This is a genomic window from Algoriphagus sp. Y33 (assembly GCF_014838715.1).
Taxonomy (GTDB): Bacteria; Bacteroidota; Bacteroidia; order Cytophagales; family Cyclobacteriaceae; genus Algoriphagus.
The window spans coordinates 633,023-649,670 of sequence record NZ_CP061947.1 but is presented as its reverse complement, the minus strand read 5'-3'; the positions used below and the strand labels follow the sequence as shown (position 1 = coordinate 649,670).

The 16,648-nt window shown below is 37.3% G+C and carries 12 protein-coding genes; 2 read left to right on the top strand and 10 right to left on the bottom strand.

The genetic code is table 11. The annotated features are described in order from the left end of the window. Positions 1-5 precede the first annotated feature (5 nt). From ID165_RS02735 to ID165_RS02715, 5 genes are all read right to left on the bottom strand, one after another. Positions 6-1,238: an efflux RND transporter periplasmic adaptor subunit gene (locus ID165_RS02735; RefSeq protein WP_192348867.1), complete on the bottom strand. Its 1,233-nt coding sequence runs from the start codon at positions 1,236-1,238 to the stop codon at positions 6-8. 4 nt (positions 1,239-1,242) lie between these two features. Further along, on the bottom strand, positions 1,243-2,574 hold the full coding sequence (locus ID165_RS02730) for a TolC family protein (protein WP_192348866.1): 1,332 nt from the start codon (positions 2,572-2,574) through the stop codon (positions 1,243-1,245). A gap of 696 nt (positions 2,575-3,270) precedes the next feature. Continuing rightward, a complete protein-coding gene (locus tag ID165_RS02725) occupies positions 3,271-3,699 on the bottom strand; it encodes a DUF1330 domain-containing protein (RefSeq protein WP_192348865.1) in 429 nt (142 codons plus the stop codon). A gap of 243 nt (positions 3,700-3,942) precedes the next feature. After that, a complete protein-coding gene (locus ID165_RS02720; protein ID WP_192348864.1) occupies positions 3,943-4,278 on the bottom strand; it encodes a hypothetical protein in 336 nt (111 codons plus the stop codon). Continuing rightward, on the bottom strand, positions 4,278-4,856 hold the full coding sequence (locus ID165_RS02715; protein ID WP_192348863.1) for an RNA polymerase sigma factor: 579 nt from the start codon (positions 4,854-4,856) through the stop codon (positions 4,278-4,280). Before ID165_RS02715 ends, ID165_RS02720 begins: the two co-directional genes overlap by 1 nt. Positions 4,857-4,947: 91 nt before the next feature. Between ID165_RS02715 and ID165_RS02710 the strand changes: the two genes are divergently transcribed. Continuing rightward, positions 4,948-5,292 carry a DUF6249 domain-containing protein gene (locus tag ID165_RS02710; RefSeq protein ID WP_192348862.1) on the top strand — a complete coding sequence of 115 codons (345 nt, stop codon included), beginning with the start codon at positions 4,948-4,950 and terminating at the stop codon, positions 5,290-5,292. 20 nt (positions 5,293-5,312) lie between these two features. Next, entirely contained in the window at positions 5,313-6,971 is a 1,659-nt protein-coding gene (locus ID165_RS02705) for a serine hydrolase (RefSeq protein WP_192348861.1), read from the top strand. A 376-nt stretch (positions 6,972-7,347) separates the two neighbouring features. On the opposite strand, the gene ID165_RS02700 is transcribed toward ID165_RS02705, so the two are convergent. From ID165_RS02700 to ID165_RS02680, 5 genes are all read right to left on the bottom strand, one after another. Beyond that, the gene (locus tag ID165_RS02700; protein ID WP_192348860.1) at positions 7,348-8,748 is read right to left on the bottom strand and encodes a Gfo/Idh/MocA family protein; all 1,401 of its coding nucleotides are present in this window, start codon (positions 8,746-8,748) and stop codon (positions 7,348-7,350) included. Positions 8,749-8,836: 88 nt separating this feature from the next. Further along, a complete protein-coding gene (locus ID165_RS02695) occupies positions 8,837-9,508 on the bottom strand; it encodes an SGNH/GDSL hydrolase family protein (RefSeq protein ID WP_192348859.1) in 672 nt (223 codons plus the stop codon). Positions 9,509-9,550: 42 nt separating this feature from the next. Then, the gene (locus ID165_RS02690; protein WP_192348858.1) at positions 9,551-11,404 is read right to left on the bottom strand and encodes an FAD-dependent oxidoreductase; all 1,854 of its coding nucleotides are present in this window, start codon (positions 11,402-11,404) and stop codon (positions 9,551-9,553) included. Between the two features lie 70 nt (positions 11,405-11,474). After that, on the bottom strand, positions 11,475-13,169 hold the full coding sequence (locus ID165_RS02685; protein WP_192348857.1) for a RagB/SusD family nutrient uptake outer membrane protein: 1,695 nt from the start codon (positions 13,167-13,169) through the stop codon (positions 11,475-11,477). Positions 13,170-13,180: 11 nt separating this feature from the next. Continuing rightward, positions 13,181-16,570: a TonB-dependent receptor gene (locus tag ID165_RS02680; protein ID WP_192348856.1), complete on the bottom strand. Its 3,390-nt coding sequence runs from the start codon at positions 16,568-16,570 to the stop codon at positions 13,181-13,183. Positions 16,571-16,648: the final 78 nt, after the last annotated feature.

Here is a 16,648-nt window from a genome sequence, read left to right as displayed (position 1 = left end):
GCTGATTAATTTTCATTTGCCTTTTTATTTTGTGAAGGTGGTTTTGGCATAAAAGGACTTCCTCCGGGACCTGAGGCTTCCATTTGCTCTTCCCTACTTAAATCAGTAATGACTTCATCTCCCAAATCCAGTCCACTAAGAATCTGAACATGGATTCCATCTGACATACCAGTCTGAACAGTTCTTGTTTTTAGCAAACCATTTTTATCCTTGATCCAAACTTTTTCCACATTGGGATTTTGATCTGGAGCTGAGTTAGATGGCATTGAATTACCATCAGGGCTAATTCCTTCTTGGATATAATACTCCTCCATAATCATAGGATCCGGATCAAATGACAATGCTTTTACTTTAATACTTGTTGCATTGGGAAGCTCTTGGGTATAAATCGTAATCGTGGCAGTCAGCCCTGGCTTTAATTTATTTTCAGAATTATCAGCTTCCACAATTACAGTGTAAGTCACTACATTAGAAGTAACAGTAGCTCCTAGTCTTACTTGTTTCACTATCCCTGAAAATTCCTCATTAGGATATGCATCCACAGTAAAAGTAACCCTTTGTCCTTCTGCCACTCCTCCAATATCCGCCTCATCGACATCTGCCTCAACCAGCATTTTTGTTAGATCTTTGGCAATGGTAAACAACGTTGGAGTGTTGAAACTGGCAGCAACTGTTTGGCCTTCTTTGACCTCTTTAGTCAAGATTACTCCATCAATAGGAGAATATATAGTGGCATAGCTCAAATTGGTTTTTGCTTGTTTTAAAGCAGTTTCCCTTTGTTGGGAGACAGATTTTGAATTGTTATACTGGTATTCTGCTTGCTCAAAATCCTGTTTACTGATGACACCCTCATCAAACATTTGCTTTTGCCTGTTGAAATTCTGGGTGTAATATTGAAGTTCATTCAAACTTGCCGCATAGTTGGCCTGCGCACTTGTAACCGATTCGATCAAAAGTGTCTTATCCAACTCGGCAAGGAGCTGACCTTTTTTTACTTCAGAATTATAATCCACATAAATGGATTTAACCTGACCAGATACTTGGGTACCTACCTCAATCTCATCCAAAGGCTCAACGGTTCCTGTTGCGGTAACTACAGTTGCCAAGTTCTCGGAAGTTACAGCAGTAGTTTCAAGTTTGATTCTCGATGAAGAGGAAGAAGACAAAGCATTTATCCCCCAGTAAGCAGCTGCTAAGACCGCTAACGAAAATATTCCGATTTTTACTTTTTTATTCATGGTTTCAAATGTTCAAAGGTTGACCCTGATAGAAGTCTAAGAGATAACTGTAAAGGAGCAAGAGGTACTTAGATTGGAGGTATGACTCCTCAGCGGTGAGGTATTGATTTCGGCTGACTGCCAATTCTGTTGCTGTCAATCCTCCCAAATCATATTGCTTTTCAGCCAATTCAAAGGATACCAGCGCATTGTCTCTTGCTATTTCAGCCGATTGTAATTGGGCTTTGTTTGCAATAGCATTTTGCCAAGCTGTTTCAATTTTGGAAAATAAGGTTTTTTCAGCTCCTATTTTATCCAGTTCATTTGATTGCAACCTAATCCTCGCCTGAGCTACATTGGTTTGGTTTTGCTTTTTTGAAAATATTGGAACCGAAAGATTCACAGAAATCTGTCTACTGAAATTCCCATTGATCTGGTCCACATAATCAGATGACAATGTATTGGTATATCCCGTGCTCAATCTTCCTCCCAATGATAGTGATGGCAAGTAATTGGACTTGGCAATTTTGATATCGGTTTGAATGGCCTCTCCCTCTTTTTCCCAGATTTTCAAATCAGGTAGAAAGTAGGTGGCATTGGAAAAAACATCATACTTATCAGGGATGGTTCTAGCTGTAGCATCTAAGGAAATTATTTCGATTTCAAAATCCACCATGGGGTCCAGTTCCAATAACTGCTTAAGAGCCAATACTTGTTGGTCATATTGGGACTGGGCACTCACCACCAGATAATTACTATTAGCCGCCTGGGTTTCAAGGTCCATCAACTCTTTTCTGGAAATGGCACCATTCTCAAATCTCTTTGTAGACTGCTCCACTTGAAATTGAAAAGACTCTAAATTTTTAATGGCTACTTCTATTCCCTCGTAATTGTATAATGCCCTCAAATAGGCTTCGATTACACTTAATTGTATGCTATTTTGTGATTCTTCCAGATACAACTGGCTTTGATCTTCCAGTATTTTACTTTTTTGAATTTGCAGATTCAGTTCATTCCCTTGATATAGAATCATTTCCATTGATAAACCCATACTATTGGAAAAAACATTCTGATTGACAAATTCACTTGTAATAGGGTCAATGGTCTGTCCATAAACACTACTTCCTGAAACAGTCCCAAATAAACTTGGGAGTTTATTGTTTTTGGATTGGGAGGTACTCAGTTGGTTGTTTTCCACATTGTATTTGGACTTACCTACATTGATATTATTGGCAACAGCATAATCAAGACATTGTTGAAGGTTCCATTTATCCGATGAGACATCCTGCCCAAAAACCTCCAAAGCTTGGCCATAAACCAATAAACTCAGAATTACTATTTGTCTTATGAATTTCATTTCGGTAGCTTTTTATTAATAGCTTACCCAAAACTTTGAAATCCAGACTTCCTTTAAAAATGAAATAGAAGAACCTACCGATAAATCGGATAAACAGGCATATTTTTTCGATGAACGAAAATCAGATTCTTGTATCGTTTTGAAAAAATGAAGTAAAAAAAGATTGATTTAACTTTAAAAATTGTATATAAATCTTTACCAAACCTAATCTCATTCAAAAGAGAAATCCAACTTTCAGAACCAGAATCGTCCAACTTGAAATCGGCAAATCATCCAGAATAAACAAAAGCTGATAAACAAAATTTCCTGATTTCATAATTTCAGGAAATCCACTTTTAACGCCTAACCAGCATTTATTCTCTAAAACCCGTCTCTATACTATTAAGATGATTAACCGCTTAAATATTTAGTGAATTATCAAGTAATTGTATATTGGATGATGTATTATGAAACTATTGCAAAAAAGAAAATTAGACAATTACTAGAATAGCGAATTTTTGAATTTGACGAACAATAACTGCTTGATTTTTGGCCAATTAAACTATGGGAATGAGCTCAAAACTGTGAATAGTTCCAAGTAAAATTAAATTCACCTATATCATAGTAGTTCAATAAACTATCGGTAAATTTCTCTTCAGGCCTAATCATTTTCACTGTTACATGCCTTACTTCCCACCTAGGCTAGAAGCTTGGTTGTCAAATGACTCCCTTTATTTCAAAGGATGGCAACAATCTAGAATCTTCCAACGCCGCCTTTCTGTGCCCGGCAATTTTCAAATAGTCAGAGTTCTGGGCAAATTCCATAAACTTCAACACCGATTCGTGTTTTACAAGTAGTACCGCATCCCATTTCTCTGAATCAGGCCCGATCAGAAAGCTCCCGCTCTTCCCATAATAAATAATCTCACTTCCTGCTTTCTCCAAAAGAGGTAAAGTTCTGTCCAAATATAATTGGTAGGCTTCTTCTCCGCTGATTTTACTTATTGGCTTTAATTCCTCAAGATTGGTGTAGTCCGCATTTACTTTAAATCTTAGTAAATTCAGCATCACTATATTGCCTTTATTATGGAAGTTTTGGTAGAAGATTTTTCCTGCCTCTTTACTTGCATCTATATGTATATCCATAGTGTTTCAATTAATTTTTTAATCAAATTAACAGTGGTTCATAAATACTACTTCCAACACGTCATATTTCCTCTTCTTAATTCTTTCTCTTGGGATATTCTTAATAAGCTGGGAATTATCTCAGGAGAATCTTCAACTTGAATAGTACAAGTTAATTTAGAGAAAAATTTATGCATCATTGAAATTGCATGCTAAAGGTCAATTTCCTTCAACTAAAAAACATACATTGAACAGATTTTCATGTTACAAATTCGTTTTGAGTTTGTTTTTAGCCACAATAATCAACCCCCAGAATAGCGCTGTAAAAATGAGAGGGACTATTCCGATTAAATCTTCAGTCGTCTCCCATTTCAGATTGGACAAAAGCACCAGTAAAACCAGCATTAATACAGTTAAAATAACTTTTCCAGTCCATAATTCGAAACCTTTTGGGCTGTAGTGTGATTCTGGCTGAGCATATCTTGCAACAAGATCCTCTTTTAGAGCAAACCTGAATTCCTCAGAACTTACTGGATTCATTGTTTTCATTCCTTTAACTAGTTCACTTTCGCTGATTGTTTCGGTTCTTTTTTTCATCATCAATACAATTCTGTTGATTCCCCATCCAATAATTTTTCCAATTCATTCTTGAGAGATTTTCGTGATCTCATCAATTTCATCTTTACTGCCGATTTGCCAAGTTCCGTGAGTTTACTGATTTCAGCAATTGATAAATCATCCACATAATACATAGTAACGATCAATTGATCTGTTAAATCAAGCACCTGAAATGCTTTATCGAGAAATTTCCTCTGATCCTGTAGCTGTAGGTCCATCCACTGTCTACCTGGTGCAGCTGGAATCAATTCCAATTCTGGTCGGATTGAAAAAATTTCCTTTCTGGTTTTCAGTTTGTTCAAAGAAGAGCGGTAGACGATCTGATAAAACCACGTAGAAAACCTAGAAAGTCTGTTGAATTCAGCCAGTGAATCCAATGCTTTCAAGAAGGAATCATGGGTTACTTCTTCTGCATCTTCTTTGTTTTTCAATACTCTCATCGCCAAGGAGAATGCCATATCGGAAAATAAATCAACCATTTGCCGGATTGCCTTGGCATCTCCTTGAGCAACCCGCTTAAGTAATGCTATTTCCTCTAATTTGCTGATCTTTTTTCCCATCTCCCGGATTAGACAAAAAATAACAAATTTTGGTCACATGCTGTGACCAAATTCCGAACAAAATTGTCTAAGCTGTATTAACTAAATAAAAATGGAAACGACCACCGTTACGCTCTTTATCTCATTGGCTTTGGTAGTATTTGGTATATGCTATTATTATTTTACCCATAGACATCGGGAAAGAATGTTCTTGCTCTCCAAGGGCCTTCCTCCTGACTACTTCAAAGGCCAAATTAGCTACCTACCCTACCTATTGGTTTTGGCTATAGTGACCTTGTTTCTTTCCATTGGGATTGTCGTCGGTGGTAAATTGGCATCGGCTTCCACTATTGAGCTTAAGGGTAGTCTACTGTTTCTTGCAACTCTTTTCTTTTTTCTAGGACTGGGCCTGCTAACCTCCTATTTGATTTTACGCTTCAACAGACAGAAAAAGTAATAAACTAATCCACTCCAATAATGAAAACTAAACCATTCTACCTAGCCTTCGGCTTGGTACTTCAATTCCTTGTGCCTGCACTTGGACAACAAACCTTCAATGTAATAAAAGCAGACAGCTTAGTTCAGGAATTAATCACCCCTGAGGTTCCGGGTGGAGCCATCCTCATCGCCAAAAATGGAGAAGTCCTTCTAGAACGGTATTTTGGATCCACGAATCTGGAACAAAAGAGTAAAACTGATGAGCTTTCCTTATTCCGAATTGGCTCACTCACCAAACAGTTTACGGCAGTAGGTATTTTAAAATTAGTTCAAGAGCACAAAATCAGATTGGAGGATTCTGTGGGCAAGTTTTTTCCAAATTCTCCGGGATGGTTTCATTCTATTACAATTAAGCAGTTATTAAACCATACCTCTGGAATAAAAAACGTGACAGAATTACCCAACTGGAAAAGTGAAATTGAAAGTAGCAAGTTGTCCATTGAGGATATTCTATCATTGATATGGAAGGAGGATCTCTATTTCACTCCGGGTACCGATTTCCATTACAGTAATTCAAACTACATCGTATTGGGAAGAATTCTGGAAAACGTAAGTGGATTAACTTATTCCCAATTCCTAAGCAATCAAATTTTCGGACCATTGGGAATGAATCATACTTATTATGATGATCAACAAACCGTTTTGCCATTTCGCTCAGAAGGATATTCCAAAGGCACATCGGGATATCAAAACGACACATTTATCAACATGGAACTTCCATTTGCCGCAGGAGGACTCCTGATGAACCTTCAGGATTTTCGGACTTGGAAAAATGCGTTGGATTCAGGTAATGTGATCCCTGATTCCTTGCTAAACCAAGCTAAGACCCCAGCAACTACCAGTAAAGGAATAGAAATCGGCTATGGCATGGGTTGGTCAATAGGAGAAATAAAAGGACAACGTAGCATAAAACATTCAGGCTATATCAATGGATTCAGCTCATTTGAGATTTCACTTCCGTACCAGTCCGTTTTTATGGTGGTTTTCACGAATCTGGAAAACTGGTGGAATTTGGAAAAAAACGTGTCCCTTATAATTGCTGAAGCCCTAGGTGACCCTTTTTTAACAAGTTCATCAACCCAAATTGCTACTAAAGACCTTGAACAATGGATAGGTGATTACAGAGATATAAATCAAGAAACAAGAAGAATTCTACTTCAGGAAGGACATCTCTATATCTGCTATCCTGGGGGATCCAAGACTAGACTACTTTATGAAGGAAATAGGAATTTCCAGTTGGAAAATAGTTTGGTCAGTATCGAATTCAACAACAGTTCCTCCGAAAGCTTTACCTATAGTGACCTGGGAATACCAAGGCAGTTCAAGGCAGTAAATCAATTGCCAAAAGATGAATGGATTTATAAAAGGGTTATCCTAAACGAGGATCAAACCCAGGAATATTTAGGTGTTTACCAATTTGAAAATGGTCCGCAATTTATTATTGAGCAACTAGCAGGTAAAATATATGGGGCAGTAGGCAAGGACAAAAAGGAAATTGTTCCCTTTAATAAGGACCATTTCTTTGCCAAGGAGTTGGATGCAATCCTTAGGTTTTACAGAGATGAAAACCAGCAGGTTATTGGATTGATAAAGATTCAGGGAGACGGGGAAATGAAAGCTCCAAAAAACAACAAATAATTACGGAAAAGAAATATATCCCCATAGGTATGCAGATCTTCCTCCCTCATTGATGGAATCAATTCCAACATGTGTTTCTGGGAGGGAGGTTTAGTTTTATTTAAGTCTAATACCAAGCTTTCGAGCTTAATAAGCAGATTTTTAAAAAAGATTCTTTGTGAAGCCTTTGCTGTTTTTGTTCCTTTGCGGTTATAAAATATTCAATCCAAAAATAGATACGTTTCTCCAATGGTAAGCAAAAATCCTCTCAAAATGGTAATTTCAGTTCTAAAAAATTTGGATGGGAGGTTGAACAAAAAACAATTTACCTGAAGGTAATTCCTCCAGGTAAATTGATTTTAGATGTTTGAAATATTCGTTAGGTCAATTCAAGTAATTAAACTCTATTTGGCCGTGATTCAAGATCAGTAAGATCTGCAATTTTCACAGGTTTTCCTGTTTCTACACTTTTTCTAGCAGCGATACCTATCAATACTGACATAGCTCCATCTCTGGAACCAGCCGAATGCTTTAAAGGATCTGGTGCTTGGGGGTTTGCAAATATTTTATCCTGCAACCTTTTATCTCCTCCGCCATGTCCCCCACTCTCTTTCAATACTTTAATTTGTTCATATCCGCCAAAGTTGTCCATCACATAAATCTCTTCGAAATCTTTCTCTTCATCACTTTGACTCATTTCTTGATCATGTAATTCAGCCTGGGAAAGTTTAGTGTCTTTACTCCATGGAATTCCATCCCAAGCATCTATCCTTCCATTCATACCATTAAAAGCAATCCTCATTCCTTCATATGGAGAATAAGTAGTAAGTGAATAGTTGACCAGAACTCCATTTGCATATTTTATTTGGGCAGACATTTTATCATAGATGTCTATATCTTCACTAAACACACAGTTGTCCCTTATATATCCATCATACTTTTCATTATCGGCATAAAGATCCATAGCGAATTTGTCCTTTGTAATATCCCAATAGAATTTACAGTCTGACTTATAATTACATGATCGACAATTGTCTCCTCTGAATTCTCCGTTCTTTCCGTAATGCTCTAATTCAGCATAAGCTGTCACTTCCACCGGATCGGAATCAAGCCACCAGTTTAGCAAATCAAAATGATGTGTCGCTTTGTGCACCCAAAGGGTTCCGCCAAATTCACGGTACCCATGCCATCTTCTAAAATAAGAAGCTCCGTGATAGACATTTAAATACCAGTGAAAATCAACTGAGGTAATCTTACCCACCCGTGCATTATGTAATAAATCCTTCAGTTTTGTATAGTGGGGGTTGTATCGATAATTAAACCCAATAATTAAACTTTTGCCACTTTCTCTCTCTGCATCCAAAATTGCCTGACATTTTTCTTCATCAGTAGTCATAGGCTTTTCAGAGAAAACGTTGATTCCACTCTTTAATCCTTTGATGATGTATTGATGATGAAAAGCATCCACGGTAGTAACCATCACCAGGTCAGGCTTGGATTCTTTAAGCATGTCCTCAAAATCAAGATATGTTTTGCAATCAACTCCGATGTATTGTTTGGCAAAGCTTAATCTTCCTGGATTGGTATCGCATAATCCCACAAATTCTAAGATTTCACTGTAATTATCCTGCAGCTTTTTACCCCAAAATGTAATCCCTCTGACTCCAGTCCCAACCAAAGTCACCCTGAGTTTACCTTTTTCTCTTATTATTTCAGACAAAACTGGATGCGCTAAAAACATTCCTACAGCAGCAACACCTGAAGTAGCAATAAATTTTCGTCTACTCACTTCTTTCATAATTGATTTACTTTTAATTATTATAACTTAAACAAAACATTAATCTTATTATTTATACAATATCCCCACTTCAATCTTTATATATAGATTATTGCATATAACCATTTAAAAACCCCGCTATGAAACCAGCTTGCAACTCCCTAGCTTCCTCAGAAAAATGAACATGATCAACATATTCACCATAGCCCAATTTTTTAGAAAACCCAAACAAATCTATAATCGGAATATTCCTACTAATACATAAACTATCAGCAATACGATTATACACATCTACATCCTCTGAAAACCTAAAAAATGCCATTCCTATTTTATTATGAATTGAATCAACGACTGGTGTTGTTTTAATCCATATTGGTTTAATCTCATTTTCTTCCAACAAATCAAAGATCTCAACCAAATTCGACTTGTATTTTTCTTGTTTTATTGCAATTTGGTTTGAGACAGGATTCCTTTTAATATCATGTAGACCAGCATTTAACAACAGGTAATCAGGTCTAAATTTCTCATTTTTCAATTTGGATTTTAAATATTCCAAAACCATACTAGAATTGCCCCCATTTGCACCTTGAGGTACATCCAAGTTTTCCTCTGCCAATCCATTATCCTCTTTCCTTCCAAACTCAAATTCATTATCCAGATTTTTTTTTAAATAGGGAGTATAATGTACAGAAATACTATCTCCAATAAGGAAAATCTTTTGTTTCGGATTACCTATAAATAATATATAAAAAGAAAACAAAATAGATATTTTTATATTCATGACATGGTACTTAAACATTAATATTTAACACTATATAAACAACTACCTAAAATGGATTAAATTATAAGCTTCACGGATAAAGTCACCTCTTGTTTCCACGTGTTGAAGAATATTTAAATCCTCATCCTGAACACCCATATTTTTGCAAATTGCAAACCAACGATCCTTCGTATCTGGCTCCAGGATTTTATCAAGATTGGCATCATGCAAAGGGGCTACTTCATAATACTGCCCAACTATATTTTTACCCCGTTGTCCAGGTTTGGACGTGGTATTAAGCTGATGTAAACCTCCCTGTGCCCCCCACCATTGTACAGCTTCAAAATCCGGATCACCAGGTAAAACATCTCCAACATAAATGGTGGCAGAGCCATCCTCATGCAGCTTTTTTTGCAAAACTTTAACTTCGATATCATCAGGATTCTTATTAGAATCAATAGCTAAAGCTGCTGCAAATCCAGCCGCTTGACCAAGTGATGTCCATATAGGCTCAAGTCTTAGCGCACAAAATCCAACATGCGAAGATGAAATTGCTACTGGTACGATTAGATTATGTATTTCAATAGGCAAAAGGACTCCATAAGGAATCTGGTACGGCGGTACGGGATTGTAGAACTCACCCTCATGCATCCCACCTATTAATGGTCCCACATGATGAGTGCCATGGCAGTTATTCCCATAATCTCCCATAGCTATAGAGCTTTTATGATATACAGCTCTTGAATCCTCCCCTACCGGCTCGCTATCCTGCTGAACATAGATATGCTGACCAATCATCCTTCTTGCTTCTCTCACATATAACTGTAAAGGCAAATGATCATTTTCAATGAATTCATCTTTACACCAGCCCCAATTTTTCGCATCAGATCGGTATTTTTCTGGGACTTCGGAATCATTTTGTAAAAAATAAAGGAGGCCTACATTATGATAAAGATGATCATCAAAAATCTCTATTCTCTGTTCTGGAGATCCATCTGGCCATCCTAGATTTTTGCCGGGAAGTGATAACCTCACTATCCCTTTCGACATGTCGTTTATGTCAAATTTATTGTTAGGGTTAACTGGTAAATGTGCTTTGTATATTGCTTTATCAGGTGGGTAACCAAATACCTTGTCCAATATTCCAGTTTCTAAAATGGATAAGACTTCGACAAAGTCATTTCTATCGTACCCCAGAGGTTTCTTGACTTCCACGCGGTTATCAGGATCTTTAGTGGCACAGAACCTGAAATTATACGCCTGCAATTGGTTATCAGTAGTATCAGGCGCCAAAGATTCATTGTAGGCATCCTTTCCTTCCCGCCCTACTGTATAGGATACTCCAGACATCGCCATCAAATCACCTTCATAGGTTGCATCAATAAAGATATCAGCGAGTAGCACCAGGCTTTTACCTTTTGTCTTGAATTCCGCACTTAGAATTCTTGAATTCAAAATCTGAACGTCACTAAGGCTTGCGTCTTTTATTACTTTAATATTCGGATACTCATCCAACATCTCCTGAAATATCAAGAGGTTGACTTTGGGCTCACCAAAAGTCCCTCCAAAGGAATCTTTTACCTGCTGTGAATTTGCCCCATATTGCTCTGAGTAGTATTTCTCAACGCGCTGTGTAAAATCAAGGAAAGTACCAGATAGAGCTTCAAAGGAATGAAAATCTGTGTGCGACAATCCATTGGTCACCATACCACCAATTCGGATTGTAGGTTCAATAAGTACCACGGCCTTATTTGATTTTGAAGCAGAAATTGCCGCGGCTATCCCTGCAGGAGTGGCCCCATAAATACATACATCAGCTTCAATATCACCATTGTTTTCGGAAATCTTCTGATTACAGGAGGCGCAAAGAGAGAGAACAACTATACAAAACGCGTAAACAAATTTTAGTTTATTCATGGAATAACGATTTTGTGAACCCATGATATGTAATTGGTATACAGCCCATGGGCCCTATTACATTATAGGTTTAGTAATTAGGATTTTGAACTAAATTCTCATTGATTAAAATCTCACTTGAGGGGATAGGCCATAAATAGTTCTTAGACTTGTCAAAACTTCGATTGGCCAAAACTTTTACCAGCCCATCATTAAAAAATGGATCTAAATCCGGAGCTCCGTCCTCATCTATTTCAGGTATACCTGGGAAAAACCACAAGCCAGCATTAACAATCTTTTCTTTTAGCTCATCAGGATCTAACATCCCATAATTTCTCTTAGTCAAAACTTTTTCTGCGAGCCTCCATCTAACTAAATCGGTATATCTCAATCCTTCAAAAGCCAATTCCATTCTCCTCTCCATGCGCAATTCTTTTCTCAATTGAGCTTGACTTGAAAATTGAATTGCCGGATAATTGTCTGTTTCAGATACCCCTACCTTGTACGCTCTTGCTCTAACAGAATTCATAGCTTCTATAACGGACTCATCAATTTGATTCAACTCTATTTTGGATTCAGCATACATGAGTAATACATCTGCATATCTGACTATCATAAATGTCGGATCATATCTTCTGTCTAGTAAATCCTCATCTATCCCTTTTTTAGTGACAAGGCCTACGTAGGAAGCGAATTGCGTATTGACTCGATTATCATTATTAATCTGAAACTTGCCAGTATTAAGATTCAGAGTTTGCAGTGAATCAGGATGTGGTTGGTAGATAAAACCAAGATGAGCGGTTCCATGAGGCACTATGGACATATTGCATCTAGGATCTCTATTTTTAAAGGGATCTCTTGGATCAAACAATGGAGACTCGTCAACAGGAAAACCATCTGTACATAGATATGAAAAGAACAAATCATAGGTAGGAGTAAATTCTGATGTCCCCCCTGCATTCCTAACCACATACCTATGCCCATAAGGAATAAATACACCTAAATCCTCCGATCGGGGTATTGCAAACACCTCCTCTTTAGTATGTTTGGTTCTTGTCAGAAAAAGCTCTCCGTAATTTGGATATAGCTCATAGTTACCCAGGTCCATGCATGCTTTTGCAGCTGCAGCTGAAACTTCCCAATCTTCATAAAACATGGCTATCCTTGCTTTCATTGCATATGCAGCACCTTTTGAAGCTCTTTGGGTTTCAGATGCACCATAGGACACCGGTAAGTTTTCACTTGCAAAATCAAAATCCGCATAGATATTAGAAAGAATTTCAGTTTTGGGAGTTCTGGAAAGTGTAAAAGCTTCATCTATATCAAGAACTCCCTCATAATAAGGCACATCTCCAAAATATTGAATCAATCTAGAATACATACAGGCTCTTAAAAACCTTGCTTCTGCGAGATACTTTACCAACCTTTCCTCCACAACGCCTGCTCTTCCCTCTTCCAAGCTATTAATAACAGTATTGGCTCTAGCAATTGCTTTGTATGTATTTCTCCAAATTAAACCTACAAACCCTGTTTCACCATTTATTTGTCCGGATGTAATAGGTGTAAGGTTAAACCTGCTAAACATATCATCAGAGAAGAAATCCGGATTTTCATATTGCTCGAGCAGAATCCAAAAATCATCCCTGTACAAGTCATTCAAAGCCATCGTAATCTCTGTGTCATTCGAATACCAATTCTCAGAAGAGCCCTCTGATAATGGGTTTAAATCAAGATCTGAACAACTCCAAAGACAAATTATCAATAATATTATAAGTGAATTTTTCATTTTTTTCTTGATTAAAATTGAACAGATAGACCAAAAAGTACAGAAGTGGTAATAGGATATCCTGTAGAAGAAACTTCCGGATCCCAACCCTTGGGATAGTTACTGATCGTGAATAGATCATTCAAACTGGAGTAGACTCTCGCGTTATTGATCTTTATTTTCTCTGTTAAGACACCTGGAATTGTATACCCTAGCGTCAGGGCCTTAAGCCTCATATATCTTCCATTGAAAAGCCAATAATCAGACATCTGGGTATTTATCGTTCTACCTGCATTCGAAACCAATGGATATTTTGCGTTTAAGTTTTGCTCATCAGTATTATAATGGCTCCAATAATTTCCGTCCAAAATTGCAGGTATATTACCCCATCCCGCTACAAATGGCTGAACCATATCCTCAGTAATCAGTGAATTCTGCTTTCCTACGCCTTGGATTACTATTCCCAGATCAAAGCTGTTATAAGAAACATTTAAATTGGCTCCATACATGTATCTTGGCAAGGAACCACCAAGTAATACTCTGTCATATTCAGGTGAAATAACTCCATCAGGTTCACCATTTGGCCCGCTTATGTCCACATATTTTATGTCACCGACCTTTACATTTGAATTAAGGACTGCTGATTCATCAAGCTCACTTTGGGTTTGAAACAGTCCATCAGATAAATAGCCATACCATTCATTAAATTCGCCTCCTTCTTTCTTAATCTGAGGTCCTAAAAACTGGATCCCTCCAAGATCACCCATCACAGAGTTAAAATCAGACAAGTTTGCAGATATAGAGTAATTGAATTGACCTACTTTATTTCGATAGCTTATTTGGGTTTCCCATCCTTTGGTAGACATTTTGCCAGTGTTTTGATCCGGATTGTCAAATCCGATAAAATCTGGAATCTCCAAAGGAAGCAGCATATCAGAGGTGGTTTTTTCGTAGTAATCAAACTCAAAACTTAACCTATCCTGAAAAAATGCCATATCTACACCAATATCATATGAAGCAGTAGATTCCCATGAAATGTTTCTTATGGCGTATTGGGTCTGTGCCGCGGTCTGAAGTGTAACTATATTTGTTCCTTGGTTAAACAAGGCATCGTTAAAGCTAATTGTAGCCTGATAAGGGTAATTTCCAATACGTTCATTCCCTAACCTTCCCCAAGAACCTCGTAATTTCAGAAAAGAAAAGACATCACTGTTTTTAAGGAATTCTTCTTCAGTGACAACCCAACCTACAGAAATTGAAGGAAAAGATCCCCATCTATAATTTTCATCAAATCTTGATGAGCCATCTGTCCTATAGTTTGCCTGTACTAAGTATTTGTTATTATAACTATAGGTTAGTCTTCCGAAATAAGAGTTATAAGCGTTTTCGGAAGCCTTTCCACCAGTCCTTAGGATATTGGCATTTGCCAAATCCATGTATGGATATTTATTAAGGCTTAAGTTTTCACTTATTACCGTTAAACTTTCCTGATTTAAAAAGAAGCTTTCAAAACCCAATAACAAACCGATATCATGCTTACCAAATGATTTGGAATAATTCGCAAGGAACTGGGAATTAATCTGCACGCTTTCATTTCTACTTTCCGAAAGATTGGTCAGGTTATTCCCACTGATATAACCTCCTAAGACTGCCGGATCATCCGCTGTATAGTAGGGAATTTGTTTTGTGAAGGCTTTTACTTTTGTTGAGTATAACTGGGGAGAAAGAACTGCTGTAAATTTCAGATCTTCTGTTGGTTTAAAATTGATAGCGGCTTTTGCTGTCAAAAAGGTGGCTTTGGTTTTGTCTTCTCCACCCGCTACTAATCTTGCATATATATTATCTCCCACTTTACCCTCAGCAATTCTTCCATCATCCCACATAGCTGCATAAATTGGAGCCGAAATCCTACTGAAACGATTAATGGTACCTTCGTCAACATTAGGCTTATCAGAAAGGCTGTATCTTACATACATATCCAAGGTTGCATCTAAATACTTATTGATGACAAAATCAGTACTTGTCCTACCTGTGAACCGATTATAATCTAGACCTTGGTAAAGTCCATCAATTTGATCATAACCTAAAGTTGTTTTATTTCTCACGGTTGGTCCACCTGCAGTAAGACTGACCAAATGACTTTGCCTTGGTGCCTTATCTTTAAACATTAAAGACCTCCAATCTGTAATTGGGTATAGATTTGGATTTGAACGATTTAGTTCCTCATAGTTTTCTATTAAATCCTTTGAATATACCGGATACTCTGATCCTGTGTTTTTAAGATCATTCCAAGTAAACTCATTAGAAAATTCCATGTATCGTTGTGCATTTACATATTCAGGGCTGGTAGTTGGCATTTCAAAACCAGTCTCCAATGAGTAACTTAACTGCAACTGCCCCTCTTTGGCTCTTTTGGTAGTAATTACAATTACTCCACTTGCAGCTCTTGCACCATAAATTGAAGCTGAAGCTGCATCTTTTAACACGGATATATTCTCTATATCATTTGGGTTAACATCATTGATACTCCTGATTGGTACTCCATCAACAATTATCAAAGGGTCACTATCCCCAATTGTTGTTATCCCTCTAACCCTGACAGTGGCAGTTGATCCAGGTGCACTATTTGATCTGGTCACCATCAAGCCGGGTACCATACCCTGTAAAGCCTGAGATAGTTGAATCGAATTTCTTTGTTCCAGCGCCTCACTTTGAATAGTTGAAACAGCCCCGGTGAGATCACTTTTCTTTTGAGTGCCATAACCTATCACGACTACTTCTTCAAGGGCAGACAAATTCTCCTTCATCCTAATAGTAAATTCTGTTTGATTTCGAACTTCTACCGTTTGTTCTTCATATCCGATAAAAGAAAAAACCAGAATTGCCCCTTCCTGAACATCAAATGAAAATTTGCCATCCACATCAGAAACTGTCCCTTGCGTCGTTCCTTGTACTATTACTGTCACCCCAGGAAGAGGTGCTCCCGATTCATCCAAAACTATCCCGGTAATTCCTATGCCTCTTCTTATTTCGATTTCAGGCTCAGGAGATTCATTTCTCAATACTTCACCTACAAAAATCGAGTTGTCCACTTGCTTAAATTTTAAGCTGGCAGCAATAGCAATATCGATAAGAACTTCTTTGACAGATTGTTTTCGTTTTTTTACATGCACCTCAGAAATATTTTGAAGAATCTCTTCGGTATAAACAAACTTATAAGCTGTTTTACTTTCTAGATTTTTAAATAACTCTTCAACTTTCCAATTATCTTTTTGTAGTACTACAAATTCCTTATCAATCGGTTTGACTTGGGCATTTGTACCATGGGCCATTGCTGCTGTAAAAAAAATGCATTGGACCAAAAAGGCGTACATTAGGTTTTTTGTTACCATTTTAATTAGGCACAGTAATTTTCTTTTCATAATTTGAATTGGTTTTAGGGTTTACGCTTTAAGACTTAGGGGTAAAGGATTTCATTTGGCGATGGAGACTTTACCCTT